The sequence below is a fragment of the Achromobacter sp. D10 genome (genome assembly GCF_035282245.1).
Classification (GTDB): Bacteria; Pseudomonadota; Gammaproteobacteria; order Burkholderiales; family Burkholderiaceae_B; genus Achromobacter; species Achromobacter insolitus.
The window spans coordinates 248,169-274,526 of sequence record NZ_JAYJLE010000003.1; the positions used below are offsets into that span (position 1 = coordinate 248,169).

Sequence of the window (26,358 nt, forward strand, 5' to 3'; positions counted from 1 at the left end):
CACTGAAATGCAAGTTATTCTGCTCGAAAAAGTCGTCAACCTGGGTAACCTCGGTGAAGTCGTTCGCGTGCGTGATGGCTACGCCCGCAACTTCCTGATCCCCCAGCGCAAGGCCCGTCGTGCAACCGACGCCGCCCTGAAGGAATTCGAAGCGCGCCGCGCCGAACTGGAAAAGGCTCAGGCTGAAAAGCTGGCCGCCGCCCAAGCTCTGGGCGAGCGCGTTGCCGGCTTCCAGCTGAAGATCGTTCAGAAGGCTGGTGTCGATGGCCGTCTGTTCGGTTCGGTCACCAACGCCGACATCGCTGAAGGCCTGCGCAAGGCTGGCTTCGAAGCCGTCGAAAAGGCGCAAGTCCGCCTGCCCAACGGCCAACTGAAGTCGATCGGCGAGTTCCCGATCCAGGTTGCCCTGCACGCCGACGTTCTGGTCGACGTGACGGTCCTGGTCGAAGGCGAACTGTCCTAAGCCGGTACCCGCAGTAAAAAGAAGCCGGCCCGCGCGCCGGCTTTTTTTCTTTTTGCCCTTCGCGTATTGCGTGTAGTCTTCGGACTCCGCGACTCAGGCCCTGCGCCGCATTTCCCAGAGGACGTCTTGACTCAGCCCCCCGTTCACCATAACGCGCCACCCGGTCTGAGAGCCTGGCTGGACAGCGTGGATGCGTCGCGTGAACCTTCAGTGCGGGATGTGACGATCGATGGCGTGCGCTGCATCATCAAGCGGCGGCGGCCCAGCATCGCTCGGGGAGTGAGCTATGCGCTGCGCTATGTGCGCGCCCTGTTCCTGGGGGTGGGGTGCAAGATTTTCCTGGGCGAGTTTCCGCGACCGGGCGTGTTGTTGCGCAATGGGTTGGCGCACGAGTCGCAACGCCTCGCGCAACTGCTGAAGGCGGGCTGCCGTGTGCCCGAAGTCTGGTGGCAGGAGCAAGGGCTGCTGGTGCTGGAGTACGTGGGCGAGGACCTGGCGGACCTGATCCGCAACGAGGACGCGACGTCCCGTCTGTGGCTGGCGCGCGCGGCCGCGGCCGATCTTGCTGCCTTCCATGCCCGCGGCCTGTGGCACGGCGGCGCGCAAATTCGCAACATCACGCTGCAGGATGGCGAACTCTGGCGCATCGATTTCGAAGAGAACATCGGTTCGACCCTGTCGCGCCCGCTGGCCCAGGCGTATGACCTGTTCCAGATGCTGGCCTCTCTGGTGTCTTTGCGTAAATTGCCCGACGACGTAGCCCGTACGCTGGGTAAACTGGCGCTCGAAGTCTATTTCGAAAGCAATCCCGATGCCGAGGTCCGAGCCCGCCTGACGCGCCTGGCGCGCGTGCTCTGCGGCATCGCGGCGCCCCTGCGCGTGGTGCTGGGCCGTCTGCCCTCGCGCGATATCCAGGGATTCTTCCGCGTCGCGGATATCCTGCAGCCGTTACTATTGAAGTCATGAACACACCTGCCGACTCCCAGCTCGAATACTTGCGCGTTCCCCCCCATTCCATCGAGGCGGAGCAATCGGTGCTGGGCGGCCTGCTGCTGGACAACGCAGCCTGGGACCGCATTGCCGACGTGCTGGTCGAAGAGGACTTCTACCGGCATGATCACCGGCTGATTTGGCACCATATCGCCCGGCTGATCGGGCTGGCGCGCCCAGCCGACGTCATCACCGTACACGAATCGCTGGTCAGCGCCGGCAAGGCCGAGGATGCCGGCGGCCTGGCCTATCTGAACGCGCTGGCCCACAACACCCCGTCGGCCGCCAACATCCGCCGGTATGGTGAAATCGTGCGCGAGCGCGCCATGCTGCGCAAGCTGGTCGCGATTGCCGACGAGATATCCTCGGCCGCCATGAGCCCGCAGGGCAAGGAAGCCCGCCAGCTATTGGACGAGGCCGAGTCCAAGGTTTTCCAGATTGCCCAGGAAGGCGCGCGCGGCGCCGCGGGCTTCCAGGAAATCCAGCCGCTGCTGACGCAGGTGGTGGAGCGCATCGACGAGCTCTATCACCGTGAAAGCACCTCCGACGTGACCGGCGTGCCCACCGGTTTCACGGACCTGGACAAGATGACCTCGGGCATGCAGGGCGGCGACTTGATCATCGTGGCCGGCCGCCCGTCGATGGGCAAGACCTCGTTCTCGATGAACATCGGCGAGCACGTCGCCATCGAGGAGGGGCTGCCGGTGGCGGTGTTCTCCATGGAAATGGGCGCCGTCCAGCTGGCCATGCGTATGCTGGGTTCGGTCGGCCTGCTGGATCAGCATCGCATGCGTACCGGCAAGCTGATCGCCGAGGACTGGCCGCGCGTGACCCACGCGGTGCAGTTGATGCAGGATGCGCAGGTTTATATTGACGAATCGCCGGCGCTCAGTCCGATGGAAGTGCGGGCCCGTGCCCGCCGCCTGGCGCGCCAGTGCGGTCAGCTCGGCCTGATCATCATCGACTACCTGCAGCTCATGTCCGGCAATGGTTCCGGCGAAAACCGGGCAACCGAAGTGTCGGAAATCAGCCGCTCGCTCAAGGGCCTGGCCAAAGAGCTCAATTGCCCCTTGATTGCGCTGTCGCAGCTGAATCGAAGCCTGGAACAGCGGCCCAACAAGCGTCCCGTGATGAGCGACCTGCGCGAATCCGGCGCTATTGAACAGGACGCGGACGTGATCCTGTTCATCTATCGCGACGAGGTCTACAACCCGGATTCGCCGGACAAGGGCACCGCCGAGATCATCATCGGCAAGCAGCGTAACGGTCCCATCGGCACCGTGCGCCTGACCTTCCAGGGCTCCAGCACTCGCTTCTTGAATTTCTCGGGCGCGCAGCCGCGCGATATGTACTGAGCCGTTCCCGCCTCAAGAAAAAAACCGCGCCCAGGCGCGGTTTTTTCTTGGCCAGGAAGGAGCTTCAGGCCTGTGCTTCGGGACGTTTGCCGAAGCGCGCCGCCAACACCCCGCACACCATCAGCTGGATCTGGTGGAACAGCATCAGGGGCAGGACGATTGCGCCGACCGCATGGCCGGCAAACAGCACCTGGGCCATTGGAATGCCGCTGGCCAGGCTCTTCTTCGATCCGCAGAACAGCAGCGTGATGCGGTCTTCGCCATTGAACCCCAGCATTCTGCCGGCCAATGCCGACAGGCCCAGCGCCAGCGCCAGGATGACGGCGCAAGCTACCACCAGGCCGGCCAGCGCGGGAATCGGGGTCGAGCTCCACAGGCCTTCGTTGATGGCTTCCGAAAAAGCGGTGTAGACGACCAGCAGGATGGAACCCTGGTCGACGAACTTCAGCATGGCCTTGCGCTTGTGTACCCAGGCGCCGATCCAGCGGCGGGCGAACTGGCCCAGCACAAAGGGCAGCAGCAGTTGCAGCATGATCTTGCCGACGGCGTCGAACGAAATCGGCGCGCTGCCGGCATTGGCGACCACGGTGCCCACCAGGAGCGGCGTGATGAAGATGCCCAGCAGGCTGGAGGCGGAGGCGCTGCACACGGCGGCAGGCACGTTGCCGCGCGCCATCGAGGTAAAGGCAATGGCCGACTGCACCGTGGCGGGCAGGCAGCACAGGAACAGGATCCCCAGATAAAGCTCCGGCGTGACCAGTGGCTCCAGCACCGGCTTGAGCGCCAGGCCCAGCAGCGGGAACATCAGGAAGGTCGCGGAAAAGATCGTGAGATGCAGCTTCCAGTGCGTCAGGCCGGCGATGATGGCCTCGCGCGACAGGCGCGCGCCGTGCAGGAAGAAAAGCAGGCCGACCGCGATGTTGGTGATCCAGCCGAATACGACCACGCCTTGGCCGTGGGCAGGCACGATGCTGGCAATGATGACGGTGCAGATCAGGTAGAGGGTGAAGCGGTCGGGAAGAAGACGGGCAAGGCGTGACATGGGGGACGGGGAGGGAGGGCGAACGAAAAGCGCCGTGGGCGCCGTAAACGGGGCGTATTGTAGTCCCCGGGGACGCCCTGTTTCCTGACGGGCAGTTGTCAGCGAGACAGTCCCTGGGTGGCGCTCAGGGCGTCATGGCCAGCGCGAGGTCGAAGGCGGCGACGAGCGAGGCATGGTCGGCCACACCCTTGCCCGCGATGTCGAAGGCGGTGCCATGGTCGACGCTGGTGCGCACGAAAGGCAGGCCCACCGTCACGTTCACGCCATGGTCCAGGCCCAGGTACTTGACCGGAATGAGGCCCTGGTCGTGGTATTGCGCCACGACGATGTCGAATTCGCCGCGCCGAGCGCGCATGAAGATGGTGTCGCCGGGCCAGGGACCGCTGGCGTCTATGCCTTGGGCGCGGGCGGCGGCGATCGCGGGTTCGATAATGTCGATGTCTTCGCGGCCGAACTTACCGCCTTCGCCGGCATGCGGGTTCAGGCCTGCGACGGCGACGCGTGGCTGGGCGATGCCCATCTGCCGGCAGGCCCGGTCGGCCAGTTGCATGGCGGTCAGCTCGGCCTCCGGGGTAATGCGCGCGATTACCTCGGCCAGCGCCACGTGGATGGTCACCAGCAATACGCGCAGTTCGTCGTTGGCGAGCATCATCGCGAAGTCCCGCGTGGCGGACCGTTCGGCCAGGATCTCGGTGTGGCCGGGATAGTCGATGCCGGCCGCGTGCATGGACTTTTTGTTCAGCGGTGCGGTGACAATCGCGCGGATGAGACCAGCCTGCGCGTCGTCGATGGCTGCGCAGACGTAATCGTAGGCTCCGCGGCCGGCGGCCGCGCTGATCTGCCCCAGGGGTAGATCGGAGGGCAGGGCGGGGCTGCAGCCGATGACGTTGATGTGATCCGCGCCGGCCGAGGCCTGGCCGACATCCGTGATTTCGACGATCTCGAGCCTGGCGCCCAATTGCGCGGCGGCGCGGCGCAGTTGGACCGCGTCGCCGTAAACCACGCAAGGGGCATTCAAGCCTTGCGCACAAGCCTTGACGACGATTTCGGGGCCGATGCCGGCGGCATCGCCCATGGTGATACCCACGGGCAGGGAGGTCTTCACGGTGCTGGATACGGAGGTTGCGTTGCGGATCATGCTACACCCGATCGCGGGCGGATCGTTGCGTCAGCTTGCAGGCTTCTTGGGCGGCTCGATGACGTCGCATTCGAAGGTGACCGTGGCGCGCTTGGAGCCCAGGCCGGTCGCATGATTGGACGTGATCTTAGGCTTGACCAGCTTGCGGTCGATGGATTGGCAATATTGGTCGGCGCGCTGCAGCGCCTGGTTCTTGATTTCCACCCAGGTCAGCAACTGGGAGCCGGAGCTGTAGCTGACGCTGTAGGTATCCTTGCCGACGGACGTGACCTCGCTCATGCTGGAACAGGCGGCAAGCAGGGCAAGCAATGCGGCGGCGGGGACTAGGCGTGCAAACATGGGGCGTCCTGAAATAGCGATGATCTCCATTACACCATCATTTCAGGGCGCGCCCACCGCGCTGCGGCGGTCGAGCTTGCGGCTGAGAACGATGGAAGTCTGGGTCTGCTTGACCCCGTCGATCAGGCCAATGCGATCCAGTAGTTCGTCCAGTTGCTCGTGGGTCTCGCAGCGCAGGAAAATCAGATAGTCGTAGGGGCCGCTGACCGAGGATACCTCCTCGACTTCGGGCATTTTCTCGAGCTCGCGGATGACCGCGGCCGGGGTCTTGGGCAGCACGCTGATGAAGCAATAGGCCCGCACCGCGGCTTCTTCCAGCAGCCGTCCCAGGCGCACGCCATAGCCCGCCACGATGTGCTCGCGCTCAAGCCGGGCGATGCGCGCCACCACCGTGGTGCGGGCCAGGCCCAGCTTGCGCGCCAGGATGGCTGCGGGTTCGCGCGCATTGGCTTGCAGCAGGCTGAGCAGTTGCCGGTCGATGGCGTCGAGTCGTTCGTTCATACGGTGGTGGGCGACAGGGAGCGCATGGGCGCGAGTGCCGACGGTACAGGCCCCGGCCTGCCCGCGTCAATGCGGGCGGCCTGCGGACTTGTCACGGGGCTGGCGCTAGCCGTCGGATTCGGGGGGGATGCCGCCCTGATAGATTCGTCCGTCGAATTCAAAGCGCGTGATGGTCTTGCGCGCGGCATCGAAGATGCGGTCGCGGCTTGCATCGTCTAGTCCATCATGGTCGGCGAAGCTGAAACGGCACAGATCGATGTCGCTGTCATAGAAGGCCGAATGCACATAGCGGCTGACGTCGGCTTCGTGCGCAAAGTGCGCGAACTCTCGCAGTTGTTCCATTTCGTGGAAGGAGCCGTTGCGGCTGACCAGCAGCATGCCGAACTTGCGCTCTTCGTCCGCGACGGGCTCGGGGGTGGGCAAGGCATCGGGATGCTGAGTGTTCTGGTAATTGAAGCGGGCGCCCAATTCGTGCATGGCATCCAGCACGCGTTGCCACTGCGCTTCGTCCAGCGTGAGGCGGGCGGCAACGTAAAAGAGGCGCTGGCGGCCCAGCGAGCGCGGTTCGGGACCGCCGATATAGCTGTGCCACGGTATGGCAGCGTCCAGTCCGGCCAGTTCAGCCATGCGCGCGTCGCTGTATCCCAGCCGGTCCTGCAGGCGCCGCATGGATTGGGCATCCGGCGGGACGTAGTTCTGGATCGTCTTCATGAGCGGCCTCCGGTTGCACCGGGTCCGCCGGGGCGGGGAGCCGGTGACGTGCGCCGCCGTGCCTCTGCGGCTACGCTTCATGCTAGCGCGGTGCGCAAGGCTTGCCTAGCACGCGCTGGCAAGGCGCCGGGCCCGGGACGCCGTGCTAGGATTTGCGCCGACTTCAATGCCAGGAGGCTTTCACATGGACATCCAGGAACAAATCGCCGTCATCGTGCATACCATTTCGCATCAGGGCGGCCGTATCGATGCGCTGAATTCGACCTTGCTGTCGATGCTGCATCTGGCCAAGGCCTCGCCCGGCCTGCGCGAAGCCATAGAGGCCCAGCTGGAACAGAACTATTCCAGCCTGCTGGCCCGCTCGGAAAATCCGCAGTATGTGGCCGGCTTCGAGAGTGTGCGCGACATGATTCTCGGTGCCCTGAAGTAATCCGCCGTACGGCCTGTCGTTGGCGAGAGTTACCCACAACTTCTGTGGACAAGCCTTGGGATAGCGCGGGCATAGATGTTCAATTTCCTTTAATTACAAAGACTTGCATGGGGCGGTCAAAGCTGGCTCCAACTGTTCGCGCCGGCATCGGTTTTCGCGGGCCGACACAGCGTCTTCAAGCCGGGTAATATGCGGCCCCATGCGGAATCAGTATTCATTGGAATGCCGGGGCGGATCGATCGCGGTTCGCGTCTCGGAAGCGGCAAAGCTGGCGGCGTTCGACCCCGGCAAACTCTCCCCCGAGGCACGCCAGAGCTGGGAGCGAATGGGTCATGGCTTCAAGGCCTGGCACGACTTCGATCAGCGCCATCCCATCCTGCGCCGCCTGGCGCGCTTGCCTCTGCTGGGCCGCTGGTACCGCAATGCCCGCCGCCGCTACGTGCTTCGGGCCAGCGGCAAACTGGTGGTCTGAGGCCGCGACTATTTCCGGCGCCGGCCCAGCAGGTGATAGGCAACCCAGATTGCCGCGCCGATCGCAATCGCCATCGCCAGTTTGGTCTCCACGCCGTGCAAGCGTCCCAGCATGGATTCGATCGTTTGTCCGAATAGATAGCCCAGGGCGCTGAAGCATATGGCCCAGATGGCGGCAGCGATGGCGTTGAGCACGAGGAAGCGCAGGGGCGGCACGTTCGACACGCCCAACGCCACCGGGCCGACGGTACGCAAGCCATAAAGGAAGCGCAGGCTCAGGATGAAGCCATGCGGATAGCGGTCGATGGCAGCCAGGGCTTTTTCGAATGCGGGTTTCTCGCGGATCCGCCGGACAAAGCGATGGTCGCGATAACGGCGTCCCAGGAAGAACAAAGCCTGGTCCGCGAAGAACGAACCGGCGAAGGCACACAGCATCACATAGGGCAAGTGCAACAAGTGCTGGTGCGCCAGGAATCCCGCGAACACCACCACGCTCTCGCCTTCGAGCAACGTGCCGGCCAGCACCGCCCACAGCCCGTAGTCGACGATGAAATGATGCAGGGTGGGATTCATCGGGGCCGTTCACCCACGATGCGTGCCAGCGTCAGCAGGGCGCCGGTAATCTCGGGCGTGGTGCGTTGTCCGCAACTGATGCGCAGGAAATGGTTGTAGCGCGTGCCATTGGAAAACATGGCGCCCGGCGCAACCCGGATGCCCTGGCGCAGGGCGGCTTCGAACACATCCATGCCGGAACGTCCGTCGGGCATTTCCACCCATAGCAGCATGCCGCCCCGCGGCATGCTCAGGCGGGTGCCGGAAGGAAAGTGCGCGGCGATGGTCTCGGCGGTCTGGTCCCGCTGCATCTTCAGATATCGGCGTAGGCGCGATAGGTGACGATCATAGGCGCGCGAGCCCATGTACTCCGCCACGGCGATCTGCGCGAGCGGTTCATTGGGGCGGCTTTGCGCGAACTTCAGCATGGCAATGCGGGCCTTCCAGCGGCCGCCCAGCAGCCAGCCCAGCCGCATGCCAGGGGCCAGGGTCTTGTGCATGGACGAGCAATAGATGACGTTGCCGGTCGCGTCCCAGGATTTGGCCGCAGCCAGCGGCAAGTCGTCATCGGTCAGCGCGCCGTAGGTGTCGTCTTCGATCAGCGGCACTTGCTGGCGTTCACACAGGGCGACGAGCCTGGCCTTTTCCGCGTCGGGCATGACGCAGCCCAGGGGATTCTGGAAATTGGGCACCACCACCACGGCGCGGATGTTGCCGTGAGTCTGGAACGCCAGGTCCAGCGCTTCGATCGACAGCCCGTGTTGCGGGCTGGTGGGGATCTCCAGCGCCCGCATGCCCAGGCTTTCGAGGATCTGCAGCAGGCCGAAGTAGGCGGGCGACTCAACCGCGATCGTGTCGCCGGGCCGCGCCACCGCGCGCAGGGCCAGGTTCAGCGCCTCGATGCAGCCGTGCGTGACGATGACGTCGTCGGGCGTGGCGTTGATGCCGTTGGCCAAGGCCCGGCGAGCGAGCACGGCGCGCAGGTCCGGATGTCCTTGCGGCGGGACCGGGTTGACCAGCACCTGCGGTGACTGGCGCAGCGCGCGCGTCATGGCCTGCTTCAGTTCTTCTAGTGGGTAGGCTTCTGGCACCGCGGCGGCCAGCGCGAAATTGGCGCTGACCGGGTGCGCTTCGCACTTGGCCACGAAGTCCGAGACCCGGTCGTGGATGCCGACGTACTGCGCGGCGCCGAGTGTCTGGCGGATGTCCGGTTCGTCTACGGGGGGGATGCTGTTGCGCCGGGGCTTGAGCACGAAGTAGCCCGAGCGGGGACGCGCTTCGATCAAGCCGTCGTCTTCCAACTGACGGCAGGCCTGCAGCGCCGTCGACAAGCTGACGTGGTGGGTACGTACCAGGTTGCGGACCGATGGCATGCGTTGCGCGGGCGCGAGCACGCCCGTCTGGATGGCGCGCCGGTAGTGGTTGGCCAAGCGTAGATAGAGCGGTTGCGGATCCATGCGCCGATCATGCTCCCTGAGGTTGGAATGAGGCTAGGCACAGATTCAAGCAAAGTACACCATAACAGCATGAAAATCGAGGATCTGCATCGGTACAGAAACCTGAATAGTGTGACTGTTGCGCATAGCAGCGCGGGCGTAGCCTGTAGTTGTCCGACAGGAGATGACGATGATGGCGACTTACGCTCCCGATACCCAGGCCCGCCGCCTGGAACTTGCCGCCGGCGCCAGCCGGAAATTGGTCTTGAGCGCCGGCGCGACGCTAGTGTGCGTGAGCGGAAGCGTGCGGATAGAGGAGCCGGCAACTGGTCCGGAAGCCGCGGGCGGACTGCCTGGCGCGGTATCGGTGCGCATCAATGCGGGTGAAGGGCACGGGCTGGGTTACGGCGCCGTGGCGCAGGTTACGGCCCTAGGGCCCGCGGAAGTCATCTGCCTGGAACGAACTGGCGCGTTCGCCCGGTTCTTGCGCGGAGCCGCCGCATTTTTTCAGTTGAATTCAGCCAAAAGCAGGAAAAACTCGCTGGGTGCGCTGCACAAGATTTCAAAATGATGTATGATTCACACATCAGACGCGGGGTGGAGCAGTCTGGCAGCTCGTCGGGCTCATAACCCGAAGGTCGTAGGTTCAAATCCTGCCCCCGCAACCAGTTTCAAGCAGGACCCGGATAGTCCGCAGCATGATGAAAATGCTGTCCTGGATAATCCCTTGCAGAAAAAAGCCGCGATTCCTATCGCGGCTTTTTTTTCGGCCATGACCCGTCCTGGCTGTGGGATTGCCTGCGCCGCTTGCTCTGCGTCAAACCTTTGTTCCAGTCCGGACTTTCCCGGGTGTTCGCGGCCGCACAGGCCTGCGGCCCTGCGCTACCATGGGGCACGCGCGCTAGGTTGCCGCACTCGAGGAGGGGCCATGGGAACTGCAAAATACGATCATCCCGGCTATGTTGCCGATACTGGCGCTGACGGCAAATACCACGTGGGCATCTGGTGCCCCCATGGCTATCCTGCCCATATCCACATCGGCCGGCCAGCGGAACGCGGCGATCCCCAGGCGCTGCTGCGCCTGCGGATACCGGACGGGGTGTTCCAGTCCCTGCCCGATGACCCTGAAACCCTATGCCGCCGCGCGCTCGGCCAAGCGCTCGGGGCCGGCCTGTTGCCTTCCGTCTCGGTGGATGGCGAATACCAGGAGCTGCGCTTCCAGATGGACGCCGAACCCTGGTCTGGCCCGATGCAGTCCGCGGTAAACGCCTGACGTTGCGCAGCCGCCTGGCCGACTGCACGCTAATTCGGGCCAAATTACCCACAGCTACTGTGGACAAGCCTTGGGATAGCCTTTGCGCATGTCGGGTTTTCCCTGGTAGAACAAGGACTTGGAACTGTCGGTCAATAAACGCCCCATCGGGGCGTTTATTGCGTTCGGGGTGCGCAGCCGGCTATGCGACAATCTTTTCCCTCCTGGGCGCGCTCGCGCCTTGTCCGCCATCCCCGCCCGATCTGTTTTCCATGTCTAGTGCTTCGCCTATCCCCTCCCTCGGCCTGAAGGCGCCGGCGCCATGAGTCGGCTTCCGCTGCGCGTTGCCGTCATCGGCGGAGGCCCTGCCGGCTTGATGGCCGCCGAACGCCTGAGCGCGCAAGGCGTGCAGGTGGACGTGTTTGACGCAATGCCCTCGGTAGGGCGCAAGTTCCTGATGGCGGGACGGGGCGGCTTGAACCTGACCCACAGCGAACCGGCCCAGCCGTTCCTGGCGCGTTATGGCGACCGCTCGCTTCATGTCGCCCCGTGGCTACAACTGCTGGATGCGGCCCGCCTGCGTGAATGGACGCATGGCCTGGGTATCCAGACCTTCGTGGGATCCTCCGGGCGGGTGTTTCCCCAGGAGATGAAGGCGGCGCCCTTGCTGCGGGCGTGGTTGGCCAGGCTGCGTGCGGGCGGTGTGCGCCTGCATATGCGGCATCGCTGGTTGGGGTGGTCTGTGGATTCGCGACCCAGCGCCGAGGTGCTGCGTTTTGAGACACCCGAGGGCGAACGCGTCTATGCGGCTGACGCCGTGGTGCTGGCCTTGGGTGGCGGCAGCTGGGCCAAGCTGGGGTCGGATGGCGCCTGGGTGGGCGGCCTGCAAGCGCACGGCGTTGCCGTAGCGCCGCTGCGTCCTGCCAATTGCGGGTTTGACGTGGCGTGGTCGGACCATTTCCGGGAGCGTTATGCAGGGCAGCCCGTAAAGTCCGTGGCCATGGTTTGCAAGACCGCTGCGGGAGAGGCGCTGGCCAGGCAGGGAGAATTCGTCGTTTCGGAAAGTGGCATAGAAGGCAGCCTGGTCTACGCCTTGTCGGCGCCCCTGCGCGACCGGATCGAGGCCGATGGGCATGCCATCGCACTGCTGGATCTGGCCCCGGATTGGCCGCAGGAAAAGGTGATGGCGGCGGTGACGCATCCGCGCGGGTCGCGTTCGATGTCCAGCCATCTGCAAAGCCGGTTGGGACTGACCGGAGTCAAGGCGGGGCTGCTGCGTGAATGCGCCACGGCGGAAGACTTCCGGGACGCCGAGCGCCTCGGTGTTCGCATCAAGGCCCTGCCGCTGCGCCTGTCGCGCGCGCGTCCCATCGACGAGGCGATCAGCACCGCGGGCGGCGTGTCGTTCGATGCGCTGGATTCCCGCCTGATGTTGCGCGGGATTCCCGGCGTATTCTGCGCGGGGGAAATGCTGGATTGGGAAGCGCCGACAGGCGGCTACCTGCTGACGGCCTGCATGGCCAGCGGCGTGGCCGCGGCTTCGGGAGTAATGGCGTTCCTGCGGTCGGCCGGGCGCTTATCGCCCGAAGCCTGAGCCCGCACGGGCTCAGGAGCCCGAAGAATAGGGCGCCAGCCCCAGCGGGGCGCGCGGCGCGAGGTCGCCGACGACATGGCCCACTACGGGTGCGCCGCCATCGGGCTGCGTGATGATGCCAATGACGCGGGTAATTGCGCTGGCGGGGATATCGGTGCCGTGCGCAGGGTCTTGCACCAACTGCCAGATGGTGGCCTCCGCGGGAACGGTGTCCGGATCGATCTGCTCGGAACTGTCCAGGCAGCTGCGGGCAAAGGCAGACCAGTCAGACGCATTGCAGGGCAACCCATGCGCGGTGGCCAGCCGGGCCAGCGCCAGGGGAGCGTCCGCCTGGCTTGCGGCATGCTGGGCGGCGGCGCCCAGGGAGACATCCAGCGACAGCAATCGCAGAAACTCTACGACATTGTCGGTATTCGTCATGGTGCGGTCTCCTGCTGTCTGTTCTGGTTATGGCCCTGGGGCGTGATGCCAAGCCGGTCGATATTCAGGCTGGGCCTTGGCCCAACATTGATACCAAGGATTGTTTCAGACGGGCTGAAAAAATAGGTACCGTATGGGATACCCCGTCGCGGTCGACGCCCTCTTTGAGTTCGACCGATTGTCCGAGGAAAATATCCGGCGCCGCGCCAATTTCGTTGTAGCGAGCCAGCAATTCGTTGACGTTGCGCTGGGCGTCGGCCAGCGTGCTGCTTTCAGCCAGCTTGCCGGCAGCATGCGCCTGCAAAATCCGATGGAGATCGTCGATAAAGAGCGCCAAAGCCGCCTGCCCGCGGCATTGCGGCTGTTCCCAGCCCCAGCCCTGAGGGGCGGAACCAGTGTTTTGCGATGCGTGTTTCTTGGTCATTTGCGAATCCTAATCGATTAGCGGCAATTGCGCGACAGGCGGACGCAAGCCTTTTCAACGCTGTTTGATCGCTGCCGGACTCGCGCGCAGCGCTTGCGGTTGCTGGGGTGCGGCTATGCCCAAATATGGGTCTTTGCGGTATGCTGGCTTTACTTTCCAAGCCCAGACAGGAGATGTCTATGAAGAACAAAGTCTTTCTCGTCATGTTGCTTTCGATCGCCGCCCTCTCGGCGGGTTGCAACACCGTCGCGGGGGCAGGCAAGGACATCCAGAGGGGCGGCGAGAAGATAGAGGGCGCTGCCACCAAGTAGGCCCTTATTCCATGCGCCGCCACGCCGGCCAAGGCCGCGAGATCTGCCCAGCAGCTCCCGCGGCTTTTTTTTGCCATTCAAGAGACGGCGGGGCGGCAGGTACCCCGTTTTGCCGCCGGGCCGCCCCAAGGCAAAACGCGCCCCCCCGGGGGCAGCAAGCGCGCGTCGCGCGCGCAGCGTGGGGGCCCCTCCACTGGCATAATTCCGGAGTTGAATTCGATCGTGGGAAGTGTCATGCGCAAGTCTTTGTGGGTGGGAATGGCGTTTGCGGCTCTGCTGGCCGGTTGCGCGAGCAAAGGGGTCTACGAGTCCGATGCCGTGGTGACGGAGACATTCACCGTCAACACCAACTACGAAGCCGCTTTCCGCCGTGCAGGCGAGTACGTGCGCACCTGCCACGTGCAGGTGCAGCATGCCTACAACGTCGCCTATGCCTGGCGCCACGTAAAGGGCGAAAAGGGCGCGCCTGACGAGGTGCAGCTTTATAAAGTGTCGGAACCCGCCAAAGTGCTGGAACTGATATCCGCCGAAAGCGCCAGCCCCTCGACCTCCAAGGTAACCGTCACGGTGTTGGGCGAAGGCCGCTGGGACGCGGCCGAAATCGCCGCTGCCAAGACCTCCATTCAGAGTGCCACGCCGGTCTGCCGCAAGGGCAGCGAAGGCTGATCGATGGACGCTCGCTCCCAGCAGATCCGAGCCAGCGGCCTGTCGTTCTCGCTGCTGGCGGGGGCGTTCCGCTTTCTGGGATGGCTCAATGGGGGAGCGGCGCTGCTCCTGACGGGCTTTTCCCTGGGCGTGGTGGGAGGCGATATCGCGGCGCCGGACCTGCAATTGCCGCTGGCCTTGCTGTTGGGCGGCCTCCTTGTCGGCTGCCTGGGATTACTGTTTGCCTACCTGGCGCAGGTCAGCCTGTTGCGCCAGGGCTACAACGGACATCTGACGCGCGGCCATTGGCCCGCCCAGCTTTTGGCCATGTTCTGCTACCTGGTAAGCGCGCTGGCCTTCTGCGCCGCCTGCTGGCTCGCGGCCGGGCAGGCCGTCACGGACACCCCGCAGACGACTACGGCCTACGCCAGGCGGTAATTCGGGGTAAACCCGTGTGCGCAAAATTGTTGGACTTGAACTTGTGTTGAGAATAATATGCGCAGTGCGTATATAAATCTCCTGTTCGGGGCCCGTCATGACCATTTCCCAGCAAGCCTTCCTGCGCGACGCCATGCGGCGCCTGAATCTCACCCGCGATGTGTTCGCGACCCGCATCGGCGTCAAACGCCGCGCGCTGGATACCTGGTTGTTGCCCGAGGGGTCCCAGGAATTCCGCGCCATGCCGGAAGTGGTGCAGCGTTTCGTCAGCGAAATCGTTCAGAACGGCGTCTTGCTGGAAAAATATACGCAAAGCGTACAAGAAGGCCCGCTGCGTGACCGTATCGCGGTCGAGGGCAAGCACCAGCTGCTGTCGGTGGACCAATTCACGCGAGAATCCGTCGAGGATCTGTTCCGCGTGGCCGACATGATGCAGCCCATCGCCCGCCGGCAGAAGGTGTCCCGCGTGCTGGAAGGTGCGGTGCTGGGCAACCTGTTCTTCGAAGCCAGTACCCGCACGCGCGTCAGTTTCGGTTCCGCGTTCTGCCGCCTGGGGGGATCGGTCTGCGACACCACCGGCTTCACGTTCTCGTCCATGGCCAAGGGCGAGTCGATCTATGACACTAGTCGCGTCATGAGCGGCTACGTCGACGCCATGGTCATCCGCCATCCAGACCAGGGGTCGGTCGCCGAGTTCGCGCGCGCCACCAATATCCCCGTGGTCAACGGCGGCGATGGCCCGGGCGAGCACCCCAGCCAGGCCTTGCTGGACCTGTACACGATCCTGACGGAGTTCTCGCGCCTGGGCAAACTGCTGGATGGCGCCCATATCGCCATGGTCGGCGACCTGAAGTACGGCCGCACCGTCCATTCCCTCATCAAGTTGATGGCGCTGTACAAGAACGTGAAGTTCTCGCTGGTGTCGCCCAAGGGACTGGAAATGCCGTCCTACATCATCGAGCAGGCCAGCCGCAACGGCAACATCATTGAACAGAAGAGCTCGTTGGCCGAAGGCCTGGCCGGCGCCGACGTGATCTACGCGACGCGCGTGCAGAAAGAGCGTTTCGCCAATGAAGAAAACGAAGGCTATACGCCTGACTTCCAGATCAACCGCGCCATCATCGATGCCTACTGCGGTCCGGACACGATCGTGATGCATCCGCTGCCGCGCGACAGCCGCCCCGGCGCCAATGACTTGAGCGTGGACTTGAACCACGATCCGCGCCTGGCCATCTTCCGCCAGACCGATAACGGCATCCCCATCCGCATGGCGATCTTCGCGGTATTGCTGGGTGTCGAGGGGCTGGTCCAGCATTCCCTGCGTGACGTTACCTGGCAGCATCCGTCGCACGTCGGACCGGACGATTCCACTTTCCACGGCCTGGACTAAGGGCGGCGGCGTCGGGCCGAATACCCCTATGGCGCCGGCCGTGGGGCGGTTCCGGCCCGGTATTTTCAAGCATAATCCGCGCTGGCTTTTCCTGTCGCGTGTCGTTTCCGGACACTCCATGGAGCCTTTGGGCGGATTTCTTATGTCTTCAAGCAGTATCGACGTCCCGTTACTTTCCGGGCAGCGGCCGGGCGCATCCAGCCAGGCGTGCTACCTGAGCGCCTCCAACGAGCAGGCCTGGGTAGCGGTGTACCAGTCAGTCGACGCCTATACGCGCGGGCAGGTTGCCGCGGTGGTTGGCGACAGTCTTTCCGAACTGGTCGACGCTTTTTATTCCACGCTGCTGGCCGATGCCGAGGCAGGCCCGCGCCTGTCGCATGAAATCGTGTCTAGCCGCCTGCATGCAGGCATGACGCGCTGGCTCAAGGGACTGCTGTGCGTGCGCGACCAGGGCGACATTGGCGTCCTGATGGCGACGCAGAAGAAGGTCGGCGAAGTGCATGCCCGCGTCCATATCCCCATCCACCTGGTGATGGCCGGGGCCCGCATCCTGAAGAACGAAATCGCGCTGCGGCTGCGCGCCAGCGATCTGGACGGCATGGCCGCATCGATCGCGACCCAATACGTATGCAATCTGTTCGACCTGGCGGTCGAGCAGATGAGCCGCGCCTTCATGCGCGACATCAATCGCGGCGCCCGCAACGACGAGGCCTACCGTCTTTTCGCCTTGGGCCAGAACATTTCCACGGAACGCGAGCGGCAACGCGCCGCTTTGCTGGAATGGAGCCAGGCCGTGTTGATCGGCCTGCATTACCGAGCGCCTGGGCAAAGCCTGCCGCGGCTGGCAGCTTCGGAATTCGGATTATGGCTGCAGCACAAAGGCGGTGCGATGTTCGAAAGCGCGCCGGGCCTGCAGCAAATCACCGACGCGGTTGCGCAACTGGATAGCGTGGTGCTGCCCCAGCTCATGCGGGGCGAGGAGCAGGGGCAGGCCGCGGTGATGCCAGATCTCGTGCGCGAATTGCAGGAGCTCGTGGCGCGTATCAAGCATCTGCTCAATGGCCTGTTCGACATGGTGGCCGAGATCGAGAGCGGTAGCGACCCGCTCACCAACGTGCTGAACAGGCGTTTCTTGCCCTCCGTCGTGGGCCGTGAGATTTCGATTGCGCGGCGCCAGCGCAGCGAGTTCTCCGTTTTGTTGCTGGACATCGACCATTTCAAGGCCATCAATGACCAGCATGGCCACTCTGGCGGCGACCAGGTGCTGCGTCAGTTTGCCGAGGTTCTGCACCAGTCGTGCCGGTCCAGCGACTTTGTCTTCCGTTACGGGGGCGAAGAATTCCTGGTGGTGCTGGTGGACGCCGCGCAGGAAGCCGCGTTGGCCGCGGCCGAGAAGCTGGGCGCGGAGATCCGCCGCCATGTCTTCAACATCCCTGAGGCTGGGCCGCTGCACATTACTGCCAGCATCGGCGTGGCGACGTTCGACGGCCATCCGGACTATGCCTACCTGATCGATCGGGCCGACAAGGCGCTCTACCAGGCCAAGCAGGCCGGCCGGGACCGCGCCGTGGCGGCCTGAGAAAACCGCCGCTTCAAAAAGAAAGGCCGCCCGGTGGGGGCGGCCTGCATGCCGGGCGCGCTGGCGCCGGCTGTCTTACACTTTCTTTTCGCCGCCCAGGGCTTCGACGAGCTCGGCCATCATCTTGGCCAGTTCGCCCGTCATCAGCATCATGTCGGAGTCGAACTTTTCGTCGTCGTTGGCAGCCACGCCTTCGTTGCCTTCCTTCAGCACGTCCAGGGGCGCGACGCGCTTGACGTCCAGGCCTTCGGTCAGCACGAAGGAGATGCGGTCTGCCCAGGTCATGGCCAGGCGGGTGCACTGCTTGCCCGACTGGATGTGGCGGCGCACATCATCGGCGTCGATCGAATGCTTGACGTAGCGGATGGCCGCGCCGCTTTCACCAGAGGAGCGTAGCTCCGTGTCCTGGTCAATGGAGAAGTTGGCCGGAGCTTCGTCCTCGGCCAACCAGCCGGTCATGGCGGAGGCCGGCGATTGCGCGACGTACAGGTTTTCGAGCGGGAAGGGATCCACGCACTTGGCCAGCAGGCCGATGACTTCGTCGGCCTTGGCCGAGGCGGCGGCATCGATGACCAGCCAGTGGTTTTGCGGGTCGATCCAGACGCGGGTATCGCGGTACACGCTGAAAGCGCGCGGCAGGAGCTCGTCGGTGACGCGTTCCTTGATTTCCTTCATCTGCTTGCGGCCCGGCTTGTAGCCTTGCTGCTCTTCGATTTCCTGGGCGCGGGCCTTGGCGACCTGGTTCACCACGGTACCGGGCAGCAGCTTCTTTTCGGCCCGCAGGCTCAGCAGGATCTGGCCGTTGACCACATGGGCCAGACCCCCGTTCTCGCGCGGAGGAACCCAGCCCAGGCTTTGCATTTCGAGGTTGTTGCCAGTTTGGTAGGCATGCCGCGCGAGCGTTTCTTCAAGCTGGTCGCCGACCAGCGTCCACGGCGAGGAGAGGCGATAAATCTTGAGATTCTTGAACCACATGAGCGTCGGCCAAAAGGGTTGATTCTATACGACGCGGGCGCTTTGCCGAAGTGCGGCAATACCGCAGCGCGACGCGACACCTTCTGTCACTGACAGCGGCAGGGCTATGCGCTAATGTCCGCGGCAGCAATGTCGAACTGGAGATAAAAAATGAAGATCATCGGCGCCATCCTGATTGTCCTGGGCGTTGCCGCCCTGGCTTACAAGGGCTTCAATTACAAGTCCGAGGAGACCGTGCTGCAGATCGGCTCGGTAAAGGCCACGGCCGAGACCGAAAAGTCGGTGGCGATTCCCGCGTGGGCGGGGATTGCGGCCATCGTGGCCGGCGTGGTGGCCATCGGCGTAGGCATGCGCCGCTAAGCGCCAACGGCCCCCGAAGGGCCGCTTGCGCGATCTGACGATGGCGGCCGCTATGCGGCCGCCATTTGCTTGTGCCTGGACAAAAAAAGCGGCCCGGCTCAATGAGGGCCGGGCCGGTACGGGAGCACGCAATACCGCGTCATAAAAGGCTCGCGGGGAACGCGGTATCGGTGTCAGAACACTGGCCCTGCAATCGTCCGACAGGGGGATCAATCGTCGGTCGATCTGGCGCAAGGCCGTAATCTGAGCGCTCAGTCTAATGGCGCGGGTCTGACATGGTCCTGAAAGTCCGGACTTCTTTGTTGCCCTGGGAAGCCAGGGGCTGCAACTGCCTTGATCCGGCGCAAAAAAAAAAGCTCCATGCGGAGCTTTTGAAAGGCCGGGCGGGCGCAGCAGTCCCGTCCGGCGGGGGATGGTCGATTAGGCGTTGATGTCGTTGTCCTTGGATTCGCGCACGAACAGCGTGCCGATGACCAGGGTCATGACTGCAATGATGATCGGATACCACAGGCCGTCGTAGATGTTGCCGGTTGCGGCAACCACGGCGAAAGCGACCGGGGGCAGGAAGCCGCCGAACCAGCCGTTGCCGATGTGGTAGGGCAGGCTCATCGACGTGTAGCGGATGCGCGTCGGGAACATTTCCACCAGCATGGCGGCGATCGGGCCGTACACCATGGTCACGTAGATCACCAGGATGGTCAGCAGCACCACGACCATGACGTTGTTGCTTTGGGCCGGATCAGCCTTGGCGGGATAACCGTGGCTGCGGATGGCGGAGGTCAGCGACTTGTCCAGTTCGGCGGCCTTGGCCTTGAAGTCAGCGGGGGCCAGGGCCTTGCCGTCGAACGAGGCGAACTCGTCGTTGCCGATCTTGACCTTGGCGACCGAGCCGGCAGGCGCCGCTTCGTTCTTGTAGTTCACCGAGTTGCGCGCCATGAACGACTTGACCACGTCGCAAGAGCTGGTGAACGAGGCGGTGCCTACGGGGTTGAACTGGAACGAGCAGGTGGCAGGATCCGCGATCACGGTGACCGGAGCCGAAGCCTGGGCCTTTTCCAGCGCCGGATTGGCGAAGTGCGTGATGCCCTGGAAGATCGGGAAGTAGGTCACCGCGGCGATCAGGCAGCCTGCCATGATGATGGGCTTGCGGCCGATCTTGTCCGACAGGGCGCCAAAGACCACGAAGAACGGAGTGCCGATCAGGAGCGCGATGGCGATCATGATGTTGGCGGTATTGGCGTCGACCTTCAGCGTCTGCGTCAGGAAGAACAGGGCATAGAACTGGCCCGTGTACCAGACCACGGCCTGGCCGGCGGTCAGGCCCAGCAGCGCCAGGATCACGACCTTCAGGTTTTTCCATTGGCCGAACGATTCGGCGATGGGCGCTTTCGAACCCTTGCCTTCATCCTTCATGCGCTGGAAGGTCGGCGATTCGTTCAGTTGCAGGCGGATCCACACCGAGATGCCCAGCAGGACGACCGAGATCAGGAACGGAATGCGCCAGCCCCAGGCCTTGAAGTCGTCTTCGCCCATGAACGTGCGGATGCCGAGGATGACCAGCAGCGACAGGAACAGGCCCAGGGTCGCGGTGGTCTGGATCCAGGACGTGTAGAAGCCGCGGCGGCCATGGGGCGCGTGTTCCGCGACGTAGGTCGCGGCGCCGCCGTACTCGCCGCCCAGCGCCAGGCCTTGCAACAGGCGCAGGACGATCAGGATGGCGGGAGCCGCGAGGCCGATGCTGGCATAGCTGGGGAGCACGCCCACAAGGAACGTGGAGAGGCCCATGATCACGATCGTGACCAGGAAGGTGTACTTACGTCCGACCAGGTCGCCGAGGCGGCCGAACACCAGCGCGCCGAACGGACGCACGGCGAAACCGGCGGCGAACGCCAACAGGGCGAAGATGAAGCCCGCGGTGGGATTCACGCCCGAGAAGAAGTGTTGCGCGATGATGGCTGCGAGCGAGCCGTAGAGGTAAAAGTCGTACCACTCGAAAACCGTGCCTAGCGACGACGCAAAGATGACGCGGCGCTCATCCTTGGTCATCGGGCGCGGATCCGCGGATGGACCGCGGCCTGCCATGGTTGTTGTGCTCATGATGTCTCCTCGGTTTTTGTGGCCGGCGGTGGTCCGCCGTGCTCCGCCCGCCGCCGGTGAGCCGACATTGAGCTATACGCAACATTGGGGGGCGAGGCTGACGAGGTTCTGACGAGATCCTTACTTGAATCTTAAAATTGAAACAACGAGTAACTTTAGCCCGGGACGCTAGGGATAGTCCTAGGGGGCGGTCGGGGAGTCCGGGGCCTCGGCATACAGCGGAAAAACCACGCGCACCCGCATGCCGGGCAGGTCTGAGTGCGCCGTGGGGTGATCGCTGATTTCGACGCTGGCCTGATGCTTCTGGGCGATTTCCCGCACGATTGCCAGGCCCAGGCCACTGCCGTCGGACGCGGTACCCAGCACACGGTAGAAACGGTCGAATACGCGTTCCCGTTCTTCGGGCGGGATCCCGGGGCCGGAATCCTCGACCTCCAGCACCGCATGCCCGCCGAGGCTTTGCACGCGCACCGTGATGTGGCCGCCGCGCGGCGTGTAGCGCAGCGCGTTGTCGACCAGGTTGTTGAGCAGCTCGGCCAGCAGCAGCGGATTGCCGTTGATCTCCACCGGGTGGTCCGAACCCTCGAAGCCCAGGTCGGTATTCAGCGATAGCGCCTGCGGCACCCAGTGCATGGCCTGTTCATAGGCAATGGTGTTGAGGTCCGTGCGGGTCAGGCCGATGGCGCTTGGGTTTTCAGCCCGCGCGAGCAACAGCAGCTGGTTTACCAGGCGCGTGGCGCGTTCCGAGCCGGTCACGAGCTGGCGCAGGCTGGATTGCATTTCCTCGGGGCTGGCGTCGCGCAGCGCCAGCTCGGCTTGGGTGCGTAGGCCGGCCAGCGGCGTTTTAAGCTGGTGCGCGGCGTCCGCGACGAAGCGGCGTTGCGCCTGCACGTTGGACGAGAGCCGGTCCAGCAAATCGTTCATCGCGGCCACCAGGGGCGCGATTTCCGTGGGCGCGGCGCGTTCGTCGATCGGCGAGAGATCGTCCGGACGGCGTGCCCGCAGGCGCTGCTGCAGCGCGTTCAGCGGTGCGACGCCCCGCGACAGCCCGAACCACACCAGGAGCACGGCGACGGGCAGCACCACGAACTGCGGGATGATCACGCCTTTGATGATGTCGTTGGCCAGTTGCGTGCGTTTTTCGACAGTCTCCGCAGCAATCAGCAGGGCCGGTTGCGTATCGGGCAGGTGCAGATCCACCCAGGTGAACGCGAGCCGGATCCCGAACCCGCGCAAGGTCGCGTCTTCGTACTGCACTTCGCCGGGGCGGGGCTGGCCCACGGTGGAAGGCAGGGGCAGGGCGCGGTCGCCGCCCAGGTATTCGCCCCGGCTGCCCAGCGCCAGCCAGAACACGCTGTCGGTCTCGTCGGCGTGCAGCACCTCGCGCGCGGTGTCGGTCATCTTCAGCACCGCCCGGCCGTCCTGCGCGTGGACCTGCAGGGTCAGCACGTGGAGATTGTTGGCCAGCGCCCGGTCATAAGGCACGTTGGCAATGTTCTGCGCCACCACATAGGTAATGGCGACGCTCATGGGCCACAACAGGAATAGCGGCGCCAGCATCCAGTCCAGGATTTCGCCCAGCAGGGAACGTTGCGGCGGTGCGAAGCTCGGGCCCTTGGCCCCGGCCCGCATCACATCCAGTGCTTCCTGGTTCAGCGCTTCCGGCGGCGCCGCTTCAGCTTGCGAGGTACGCCGCACCCTGGTCCCGCTCAAGACAGTAGCCCAGGCCGCGCACGGTCACGATCTTCACGCCGCTGGGCTCCAGCTTCTTGCGCAGGCGGTGGACGTAGACCTCGATGGCGTTGGTGCTGACTTCCTCGCCCCATTCGCACAGGTGGTCGACGAGCTGGGTCTTGCTGACCATGCGGCCGCTGCGGGTCAGGAGGATTTCGAGCAGGCTGACTTCGCGCGCCGACAGGTCCAGGGTCTGGTCGTCGACCATGGCCACGCGGCCCGTCTGGTCGAACAACAGGCGGCCGTGCTTGATCATGGTGGCGCCGCCGCCCGCGCCGCGCCGGGTCAGGGCCCGCACGCGGGCCTCGAGCTCGGATAGCGCAAAGGGCTTGGCCATGTAGTCGTCGGCGCCGAGGTCCAGGCCCTTGACGCGCTGTTCGATGCTGTCGGCGGCGGTCAGAATGAGCACGGGCAGGGCGGAATTGCGCGCGCGCAGGCGGCGCAGCACCTCCAGCCCGGCCAGTTGCGGCAGGCCGAGGTCCAGGATGAGCAGGTCGAAGGCCTGGGCCGCCAGTGCGGAATCGGCCGCCAGGCCGTCGCGCACCGCATCCACGGCGTAACCGTTATGGCGCAACGAACGGGACAGGCCGTCGGCCAGGATGCTGTCGTCTTCGGCGATCAGGATACGCATGGGCTACAGTGAAATAAGACCCCGCGGCGCAAAGGGGACGAAACGCCGGGTTCGTCGGGCATTCTGGCATATGGCGCCAAGCTTGCCACTCAGGGTATACGTGCAAAATACTGGCACACTGTATTTTTGTACAGTACAATCCGATGCCATAATCTGATCCGTAGCTCAAAGCACCGCCAGACCCGCAATCCCCCTCGACACCAGATACGTTACAGACAGGACTCTACATGGACGACAAAACCACCAAGGCCGCCGCATCGGAAAAGGCCAAGGCGCTTGCCGCCGCGCTTTCGCAGATCGAAAAGCAGTTCGGCAAGGGCTCGATCATGCGCTACGGCGACAACGAGGTTTCGCACGACATCCAGGTGGTTTCCACGGGCTCTTTGGGCCTGGACATCGCGCTGGGCGTTGGCGGCCTGCCGCGTGGCCGCGTGGTCGAAATCTACGGTCCGGAATCCTCGGGGAAGACCACGCTGACGCTGCAAGTGGTCGCTGAAATGCAAAAACTGGGCGGCACCTGCGCCTTCGTCGACGCCGAACACGCGCTGGACGTGCAGTACGCTTCCAAGCTGGGTGTCAACCTGTCCGACCTGCTGATCTCCCAACCGGACACGGGCGAGCAAGCCCTGGAAATCACCGACGCTCTGGTGCGCTCCGGTTCGGTTGACCTGATCGTCGTCGACTCGGTAGCCGCGCTGGTGCCCAAGGCTGAAATCGAAGGCGAAATGGGCGACTCGCTGCCCGGCCTGCAGGCCCGTCTGATGAGCCAGGCGCTGCGCAAGCTCACCGCCACCATCAAGAAGACCAATTGCATGGTCATCTTCATCAACCAGATCCGCATGAAGATCGGCGTGATGTTCGGCAACCCCGAAACCACCACCGGCGGCAACGCGCTCAAGTTCTACGCCTCCGTGCGCCTGGATATCCGCCGCATTGGTTCGATCAAGAAGGGTGACGAGGTCGTCGGCAACGAAACCCGCGTCAAGGTCGTGAAGAACAAGGTTGCGCCGCCGTTCAAGCAGGCTGAGTTCGACATCATGTACGGCGCCGGTATTTCGCGCGAAGGCGAAATCATCGACCTGGGCGTGGCCGCAAACGTCGTGGACAAGTCCGGTGCCTGGTACAGCTACAACGGCAACCGCATCGGGCAGGGCAAGGACAATGTCCGCGAATACCTGAAAGAGCACAAAGACCTGGCCATCGAAATCGAAAACCGCGTCCGCGAAAACCAGGGCATCGTCAGCCGCGCGGCCGAATTCGTGCCCACCGCGGAAGATACTGCCGAAGAGTAATCGGATCGGTGGCGGGCCTGGCGCGGCGGATTCAGATCCGCCGCTACCGGCCCGCATATCTTGTCGGGGCAGCCCGAACATGTGCGGCAGGCGCCAGGACGGGCCTGCCGTTATGCATAGCAAGCAGGATACGCATGAGCTGGAAACCGCCGCCCGCTTCAGCCGAACGCCTACGCGCCAAGCTGGACGATGAATTCGAAACCGTGGCCAAGCCCCAGGGCTTGCGCCGCACGTCGGATGTGCGCCGCGAGCAGGAAGCGGAATCCGGCGATGCGCCGGATTCATGGAGCCGCAGCTCGGAAGCGGGCAGTGCGCGGCGCGTGCGCCGCGCCGCTGCGGCCGAGGACGGTCCGGATGCCGATGGACAAGCCCGCAAGGGGCCTTCGTTGAAGATGCGGGCCGTGGGCTATCTGTCGCGGCGCGAACATGCCCGCGAGGAATTGGCGCGCAAGCTTGCCGCCCACGCCGAGGATCCGGCCGAGGTCGAGGCCGTGCTCGACGCCCTGGAAAAAGAAGGCTGGTTGTCCACCGAGCGCTTTGCGCAAAGCCTGGTCCATCGGCGCGCCTCGCGCCAGGGGGCGGCCCGTATCGTGCAGGAGCTACGCCAGCACGGCGTGGACGACAACCAGGTCGCGGAATTGCGCGAACAGTTGCGGGCCACTGAATACGATCGCGCGCTCGAAGTATGGAAAAAGCGCTTCAGCGCCAAGCCGGAAGACCGCGCGGCCTACGCAAAGCAGGCACGCTTTCTGGCCAGTCGCGGTTTTGCGCACGACGTGATCCGCCGCATCCTGGGCGAAAGCGACGACGACTGAACGCCTCCGCAGCGGAGGCCTCGTGTCTTACTTTGCCGACTTGATCCCGGAAAGCGTCTTGAAGCAGACGTCGCGGGTGATGGTCAGGAATTCGTCGATATACGAGGCATCCGTGTCCTCGCTGCGCACCGTCGCGTACAGCGTGCGCCATACGCCTTGTGGCCCCAGCCGGCACTGGCGCAGCCATCCCTGGTTCATATATTCCGTCAGTGCCCAATTAGGCAGCGCGGCTACGCCGCGGTTGCTGGCGACCAGCTGCGCAATGATGGGCGTGAGCTCCGCGCGACGGATCGCGGCCGGTTCCACGTCGGCCGGATCGAGAAACGCCGTGAAAACGTCCAGGCGCTGATTGTCCACCGGGTAGGTGATGAGCGTCTGGTCGGCCAATTGGTCCGGCATGATGAATTTGTTGCCCGCAAGCGGGTTGGATTCCGAGACGGCCAACACCAGCTCGTACTTGAACAGCGGCAGGTACTCCACTGCGTCCAGGGGCTGCGGGTCGGACGTGATGACCAGGTCCAGGTCGCCACGCACCAGAGCGGGCAGCGGAGCAAAAGAAAAAGCGGCGGACAGGTCCAGCGCCACGTCCGGCCACTGGGCGCGGAAGGCATCCAGTGCCGGCATCAGCCACTGAAAGCAGGAGTGGCAGTCGATGGCCAGATGCAGCCGGCCCGTGCGGCCCGCGGCCAGTCTTTGTAGATCTCGTTCGGTAGCGCGGATGCGCGGCAGCACCTCATCCGCCAGCGCCAGCACCCGTAGGCCCGCCGTGGTCAACCGCGCAGGCCGCGTGCGCCGGTTCAGTAAAGGAGTGCCCAGCCGGGTTTCCAGGTCGCGCAATTGGTGTGAAAGGGCCGACTGCGTAAGGTGCAGGCGTTCCGCCGCTTCCTGCAGGCTGCCGCCGTCGCGGATGGCGGTAAGCGTTTCAAGGTGACGGATTTCAAGCATGGAGGACGCGGCCGATTGGGAATAAGCT

General features: G+C 64.2%; 30 protein-coding genes and 1 tRNA gene. 17 read left to right on the forward strand and 14 right to left on the reverse strand.

Annotated features, from left to right (window positions below; all coding sequences use genetic code 11):
* Positions 1 to 7 precede the first annotated feature (7 nt).
* The 3 genes from rplI (at position 8) to VCS63_RS11370 (ending at position 2,808) form a co-directional block, all read left to right on the forward strand.
* Positions 8 to 463, forward strand: coding sequence for a 50S ribosomal protein L9 (rplI, locus tag VCS63_RS11360; RefSeq protein ID WP_042792619.1), 456 nt, complete (start codon positions 8 to 10; stop codon positions 461 to 463).
* Positions 464 to 589: 126 nt separating this feature from the next.
* On the forward strand, positions 590 to 1,429 hold the full coding sequence (locus VCS63_RS11365; RefSeq protein WP_323879782.1) for an RIO1 family regulatory kinase/ATPase: 840 nt from the start codon (positions 590 to 592) through the stop codon (positions 1,427 to 1,429).
* Positions 1,426 to 2,808, forward strand: coding sequence for a replicative DNA helicase (locus tag VCS63_RS11370; RefSeq protein WP_042792621.1), 1,383 nt, complete (start codon positions 1,426 to 1,428; stop codon positions 2,806 to 2,808). Before VCS63_RS11365 ends, VCS63_RS11370 begins: the two co-directional genes overlap by 4 nt.
* 64 nt (positions 2,809 to 2,872) lie before the next feature.
* Here VCS63_RS11370 and VCS63_RS11375 read toward each other — a convergent pair whose 3' ends face one another.
* The 5 genes from VCS63_RS11375 to VCS63_RS11395 all read right to left on the reverse strand — a co-directional run bounded on the left by VCS63_RS11375 (position 2,873) and on the right by VCS63_RS11395 (position 6,539).
* On the reverse strand, positions 2,873 to 3,850 hold the full coding sequence (locus VCS63_RS11375) for a bile acid:sodium symporter family protein (protein WP_323879785.1): 978 nt from the start codon (positions 3,848 to 3,850) through the stop codon (positions 2,873 to 2,875).
* A 124-nt stretch (positions 3,851 to 3,974) separates the two neighbouring features.
* On the reverse strand, positions 3,975 to 4,955 hold the full coding sequence (gene pdxA, locus VCS63_RS11380) for a 4-hydroxythreonine-4-phosphate dehydrogenase PdxA (RefSeq protein ID WP_323879903.1): 981 nt from the start codon (positions 4,953 to 4,955) through the stop codon (positions 3,975 to 3,977).
* 63 nt (positions 4,956 to 5,018) lie between these two features.
* Entirely contained in the window at positions 5,019 to 5,327 is a 309-nt protein-coding gene (locus VCS63_RS11385; RefSeq protein WP_063641661.1) for a hypothetical protein, read from the reverse strand.
* 42 nt (positions 5,328 to 5,369) lie between these two features.
* The gene (locus VCS63_RS11390) at positions 5,370 to 5,828 is read right to left on the reverse strand and encodes an Lrp/AsnC family transcriptional regulator (RefSeq protein ID WP_042792624.1); all 459 of its coding nucleotides are present in this window, start codon (positions 5,826 to 5,828) and stop codon (positions 5,370 to 5,372) included.
* 105 nt (positions 5,829 to 5,933) lie between these two features.
* Positions 5,934 to 6,539 (reverse strand): hypothetical protein, encoded by a 606-nt coding sequence (locus VCS63_RS11395; RefSeq protein ID WP_063641660.1) that lies wholly within the window; start codon positions 6,537 to 6,539, stop codon positions 5,934 to 5,936.
* Between the two features lie 184 nt (positions 6,540 to 6,723).
* Here VCS63_RS11395 and VCS63_RS11400 point away from each other — a divergent pair, with 184 nt between their 5' ends.
* Together VCS63_RS11400 and VCS63_RS11405 are read left to right on the forward strand one after the other, a co-directional pair.
* Positions 6,724 to 6,969, forward strand: a complete 246-nt coding sequence (locus tag VCS63_RS11400; RefSeq protein ID WP_042792626.1) for a hypothetical protein — start codon at positions 6,724 to 6,726, stop codon at positions 6,967 to 6,969.
* Positions 6,970 to 7,168: 199 nt separating this feature from the next.
* Positions 7,169 to 7,441 (forward strand): hypothetical protein, encoded by a 273-nt coding sequence (locus VCS63_RS11405; RefSeq protein WP_063641659.1) that lies wholly within the window; start codon positions 7,169 to 7,171, stop codon positions 7,439 to 7,441.
* Positions 7,442 to 7,449: 8 nt separating this feature from the next.
* Here the strand turns inward: VCS63_RS11405 and VCS63_RS11410 are convergent, their stop codons facing one another.
* Together VCS63_RS11410 and VCS63_RS11415 are read right to left on the reverse strand one after the other, a co-directional pair.
* Entirely contained in the window at positions 7,450 to 8,013 is a 564-nt protein-coding gene (locus VCS63_RS11410; RefSeq protein ID WP_323879788.1) for a DedA family protein, read from the reverse strand.
* Complete coding sequence (locus tag VCS63_RS11415) at positions 8,010 to 9,449, reverse strand: PLP-dependent aminotransferase family protein (protein ID WP_042792628.1); 1,440 nt, start codon at positions 9,447 to 9,449, stop codon at positions 8,010 to 8,012. Before VCS63_RS11415 ends, VCS63_RS11410 begins: the two co-directional genes overlap by 4 nt.
* 169 nt (positions 9,450 to 9,618) lie before the next feature.
* On the opposite strand from VCS63_RS11415, the gene VCS63_RS11420 reads away from it, so the two are divergent.
* From VCS63_RS11420 to VCS63_RS11435, 4 genes are all read left to right on the forward strand, one after another.
* Complete coding sequence (locus VCS63_RS11420) at positions 9,619 to 9,999, forward strand: hypothetical protein (protein ID WP_323879791.1); 381 nt, start codon at positions 9,619 to 9,621, stop codon at positions 9,997 to 9,999.
* 20 nt (positions 10,000 to 10,019) lie between these two features.
* Positions 10,020 to 10,096, forward strand: a tRNA-Met gene (locus tag VCS63_RS11425).
* A gap of 260 nt (positions 10,097 to 10,356) precedes the next feature.
* Positions 10,357 to 10,701, forward strand: a complete 345-nt coding sequence (locus VCS63_RS11430; protein ID WP_063961848.1) for a hypothetical protein — start codon at positions 10,357 to 10,359, stop codon at positions 10,699 to 10,701.
* A gap of 301 nt (positions 10,702 to 11,002) precedes the next feature.
* A complete protein-coding gene (locus tag VCS63_RS11435; RefSeq protein WP_238914371.1) occupies positions 11,003 to 12,274 on the forward strand; it encodes a TIGR03862 family flavoprotein in 1,272 nt (423 codons plus the stop codon).
* 12 nt (positions 12,275 to 12,286) lie between these two features.
* Here the strand turns inward: VCS63_RS11435 and VCS63_RS11440 are convergent, their stop codons facing one another.
* On the reverse strand, positions 12,287 to 12,694 hold the full coding sequence (locus tag VCS63_RS11440; protein ID WP_042792631.1) for a hypothetical protein: 408 nt from the start codon (positions 12,692 to 12,694) through the stop codon (positions 12,287 to 12,289).
* Between the two features lie 64 nt (positions 12,695 to 12,758).
* Positions 12,759 to 13,118: a hypothetical protein gene (locus tag VCS63_RS11445; RefSeq protein WP_042792632.1), complete on the reverse strand. Its 360-nt coding sequence runs from the start codon at positions 13,116 to 13,118 to the stop codon at positions 12,759 to 12,761.
* Positions 13,119 to 13,297: 179 nt separating this feature from the next.
* Here VCS63_RS11445 and VCS63_RS11450 point away from each other — a divergent pair, with 179 nt between their 5' ends.
* From VCS63_RS11450 to VCS63_RS11470, 5 genes are all read left to right on the forward strand, one after another.
* Complete coding sequence (locus tag VCS63_RS11450) at positions 13,298 to 13,429, forward strand: entericidin A/B family lipoprotein (RefSeq protein ID WP_042792633.1); 132 nt, start codon at positions 13,298 to 13,300, stop codon at positions 13,427 to 13,429.
* 234 nt (positions 13,430 to 13,663) lie between these two features.
* Positions 13,664 to 14,095 carry a BPTD_2524 family lipoprotein gene (locus VCS63_RS11455; protein ID WP_323879795.1) on the forward strand — a complete coding sequence of 144 codons (432 nt, stop codon included), beginning with the start codon at positions 13,664 to 13,666 and terminating at the stop codon, positions 14,093 to 14,095.
* 3 nt (positions 14,096 to 14,098) lie between these two features.
* Positions 14,099 to 14,512 (forward strand): hypothetical protein, encoded by a 414-nt coding sequence (locus VCS63_RS11460; RefSeq protein ID WP_042792635.1) that lies wholly within the window; start codon positions 14,099 to 14,101, stop codon positions 14,510 to 14,512.
* Positions 14,513 to 14,609: 97 nt separating this feature from the next.
* Positions 14,610 to 15,902, forward strand: a complete 1,293-nt coding sequence (locus VCS63_RS11465; protein ID WP_063641653.1) for an aspartate carbamoyltransferase — start codon at positions 14,610 to 14,612, stop codon at positions 15,900 to 15,902.
* A gap of 142 nt (positions 15,903 to 16,044) precedes the next feature.
* The gene (locus VCS63_RS11470; RefSeq protein ID WP_042792636.1) at positions 16,045 to 17,481 is read left to right on the forward strand and encodes a diguanylate cyclase; all 1,437 of its coding nucleotides are present in this window, start codon (positions 16,045 to 16,047) and stop codon (positions 17,479 to 17,481) included.
* A 75-nt stretch (positions 17,482 to 17,556) separates the two neighbouring features.
* On the opposite strand, the gene VCS63_RS11475 is transcribed toward VCS63_RS11470, so the two are convergent.
* Positions 17,557 to 18,456 (reverse strand): recombination-associated protein RdgC, encoded by a 900-nt coding sequence (locus VCS63_RS11475; protein WP_063641651.1) that lies wholly within the window; start codon positions 18,454 to 18,456, stop codon positions 17,557 to 17,559.
* Positions 18,457 to 18,606: 150 nt separating this feature from the next.
* Between VCS63_RS11475 and VCS63_RS11480 the strand changes: the two genes are divergently transcribed.
* On the forward strand, positions 18,607 to 18,816 hold the full coding sequence (locus VCS63_RS11480) for a hypothetical protein (RefSeq protein WP_042792637.1): 210 nt from the start codon (positions 18,607 to 18,609) through the stop codon (positions 18,814 to 18,816).
* Positions 18,817 to 19,236: 420 nt separating this feature from the next.
* Here the strand turns inward: VCS63_RS11480 and VCS63_RS11485 are convergent, their stop codons facing one another.
* The 3 genes from VCS63_RS11485 to VCS63_RS11495 all read right to left on the reverse strand — a co-directional run bounded on the left by VCS63_RS11485 (position 19,237) and on the right by VCS63_RS11495 (position 23,278).
* Entirely contained in the window at positions 19,237 to 20,898 is a 1,662-nt protein-coding gene (locus VCS63_RS11485; protein WP_042792638.1) for an MFS transporter, read from the reverse strand.
* A 195-nt stretch (positions 20,899 to 21,093) separates the two neighbouring features.
* Positions 21,094 to 22,473 (reverse strand): sensor histidine kinase, encoded by a 1,380-nt coding sequence (locus VCS63_RS11490; RefSeq protein ID WP_108912863.1) that lies wholly within the window; start codon positions 22,471 to 22,473, stop codon positions 21,094 to 21,096.
* Positions 22,474 to 22,588: 115 nt separating this feature from the next.
* On the reverse strand, positions 22,589 to 23,278 hold the full coding sequence (locus tag VCS63_RS11495) for a response regulator transcription factor (RefSeq protein ID WP_013392535.1): 690 nt from the start codon (positions 23,276 to 23,278) through the stop codon (positions 22,589 to 22,591).
* 227 nt (positions 23,279 to 23,505) lie between these two features.
* Between VCS63_RS11495 and recA the strand changes: the two genes are divergently transcribed.
* Positions 23,506 to 24,570, forward strand: coding sequence for a recombinase RecA (gene recA, locus VCS63_RS11500; protein ID WP_042792639.1), 1,065 nt, complete (start codon positions 23,506 to 23,508; stop codon positions 24,568 to 24,570).
* A gap of 134 nt (positions 24,571 to 24,704) precedes the next feature.
* On the forward strand, positions 24,705 to 25,385 hold the full coding sequence (gene recX, locus VCS63_RS11505; protein ID WP_112966394.1) for a recombination regulator RecX: 681 nt from the start codon (positions 24,705 to 24,707) through the stop codon (positions 25,383 to 25,385).
* Positions 25,386 to 25,412: 27 nt separating this feature from the next.
* Here the strand turns inward: recX and VCS63_RS11510 are convergent, their stop codons facing one another.
* On the reverse strand, positions 25,413 to 26,330 hold the full coding sequence (locus tag VCS63_RS11510) for a LysR family transcriptional regulator (protein WP_323879799.1): 918 nt from the start codon (positions 26,328 to 26,330) through the stop codon (positions 25,413 to 25,415).
* Between the last annotated feature and the right edge of the window lie 28 nt (positions 26,331 to 26,358).

Excerpts from the sequence above, each read along its gene's own strand:
- rplI (WP_042792619.1), top strand. The coding sequence starts at position 8 with ATGCAAGTTATTCTGCTCGAAAAAGTCGTCAACCTGGGTAACCTCGGT.
- VCS63_RS11370 (WP_042792621.1), top strand. The coding sequence starts at position 1,426 with ATGAACACACCTGCCGACTCCCAGCTCGAATACTTGCGCGTTCCCCCC.
- VCS63_RS11375 (WP_323879785.1), bottom strand. The coding sequence starts at position 3,850 with ATGTCACGCCTTGCCCGTCTTCTTCCCGACCGCTTCACCCTCTACCTG.
- VCS63_RS11385 (WP_063641661.1), bottom strand. The coding sequence starts at position 5,327 with ATGTTTGCACGCCTAGTCCCCGCCGCCGCATTGCTTGCCCTGCTTGCC.
- VCS63_RS11390 (WP_042792624.1), bottom strand. The coding sequence starts at position 5,828 with ATGAACGAACGACTCGACGCCATCGACCGGCAACTGCTCAGCCTGCTG.
- VCS63_RS11395 (WP_063641660.1), bottom strand. The coding sequence starts at position 6,539 with ATGAAGACGATCCAGAACTACGTCCCGCCGGATGCCCAATCCATGCGG.
- VCS63_RS11400 (WP_042792626.1), top strand. The coding sequence starts at position 6,724 with ATGGACATCCAGGAACAAATCGCCGTCATCGTGCATACCATTTCGCAT.
- VCS63_RS11405 (WP_063641659.1), top strand. The coding sequence starts at position 7,169 with ATGCGGAATCAGTATTCATTGGAATGCCGGGGCGGATCGATCGCGGTT.
- VCS63_RS11410 (WP_323879788.1), bottom strand. The coding sequence starts at position 8,013 with ATGAATCCCACCCTGCATCATTTCATCGTCGACTACGGGCTGTGGGCG.
- VCS63_RS11415 (WP_042792628.1), bottom strand. The coding sequence starts at position 9,449 with ATGGATCCGCAACCGCTCTATCTACGCTTGGCCAACCACTACCGGCGC.
- VCS63_RS11420 (WP_323879791.1), top strand. The coding sequence starts at position 9,619 with ATGATGGCGACTTACGCTCCCGATACCCAGGCCCGCCGCCTGGAACTT.
- VCS63_RS11430 (WP_063961848.1), top strand. The coding sequence starts at position 10,357 with ATGGGAACTGCAAAATACGATCATCCCGGCTATGTTGCCGATACTGGC.
- VCS63_RS11435 (WP_238914371.1), top strand. The coding sequence starts at position 11,003 with ATGAGTCGGCTTCCGCTGCGCGTTGCCGTCATCGGCGGAGGCCCTGCC.
- VCS63_RS11440 (WP_042792631.1), bottom strand. The coding sequence starts at position 12,694 with ATGACGAATACCGACAATGTCGTAGAGTTTCTGCGATTGCTGTCGCTG.
- VCS63_RS11445 (WP_042792632.1), bottom strand. The coding sequence starts at position 13,118 with ATGACCAAGAAACACGCATCGCAAAACACTGGTTCCGCCCCTCAGGGC.
- VCS63_RS11450 (WP_042792633.1), top strand. The coding sequence starts at position 13,298 with ATGAAGAACAAAGTCTTTCTCGTCATGTTGCTTTCGATCGCCGCCCTC.
- VCS63_RS11455 (WP_323879795.1), top strand. The coding sequence starts at position 13,664 with ATGCGCAAGTCTTTGTGGGTGGGAATGGCGTTTGCGGCTCTGCTGGCC.
- VCS63_RS11460 (WP_042792635.1), top strand. The coding sequence starts at position 14,099 with ATGGACGCTCGCTCCCAGCAGATCCGAGCCAGCGGCCTGTCGTTCTCG.
- VCS63_RS11465 (WP_063641653.1), top strand. The coding sequence starts at position 14,610 with ATGACCATTTCCCAGCAAGCCTTCCTGCGCGACGCCATGCGGCGCCTG.
- VCS63_RS11470 (WP_042792636.1), top strand. The coding sequence starts at position 16,045 with ATGTCTTCAAGCAGTATCGACGTCCCGTTACTTTCCGGGCAGCGGCCG.
- VCS63_RS11475 (WP_063641651.1), bottom strand. The coding sequence starts at position 18,456 with ATGTGGTTCAAGAATCTCAAGATTTATCGCCTCTCCTCGCCGTGGACG.
- VCS63_RS11480 (WP_042792637.1), top strand. The coding sequence starts at position 18,607 with ATGAAGATCATCGGCGCCATCCTGATTGTCCTGGGCGTTGCCGCCCTG.
- VCS63_RS11485 (WP_042792638.1), bottom strand. The coding sequence starts at position 20,898 with ATGGCAGGCCGCGGTCCATCCGCGGATCCGCGCCCGATGACCAAGGAT.
- VCS63_RS11490 (WP_108912863.1), bottom strand. The coding sequence starts at position 22,473 with ATGCTGGCGCCGCTATTCCTGTTGTGGCCCATGAGCGTCGCCATTACC.
- VCS63_RS11495 (WP_013392535.1), bottom strand. The coding sequence starts at position 23,278 with ATGCGTATCCTGATCGCCGAAGACGACAGCATCCTGGCCGACGGCCTG.
- recA (WP_042792639.1), top strand. The coding sequence starts at position 23,506 with ATGGACGACAAAACCACCAAGGCCGCCGCATCGGAAAAGGCCAAGGCG.
- recX (WP_112966394.1), top strand. The coding sequence starts at position 24,705 with ATGAGCTGGAAACCGCCGCCCGCTTCAGCCGAACGCCTACGCGCCAAG.
- VCS63_RS11510 (WP_323879799.1), bottom strand. The coding sequence starts at position 26,330 with ATGCTTGAAATCCGTCACCTTGAAACGCTTACCGCCATCCGCGACGGC.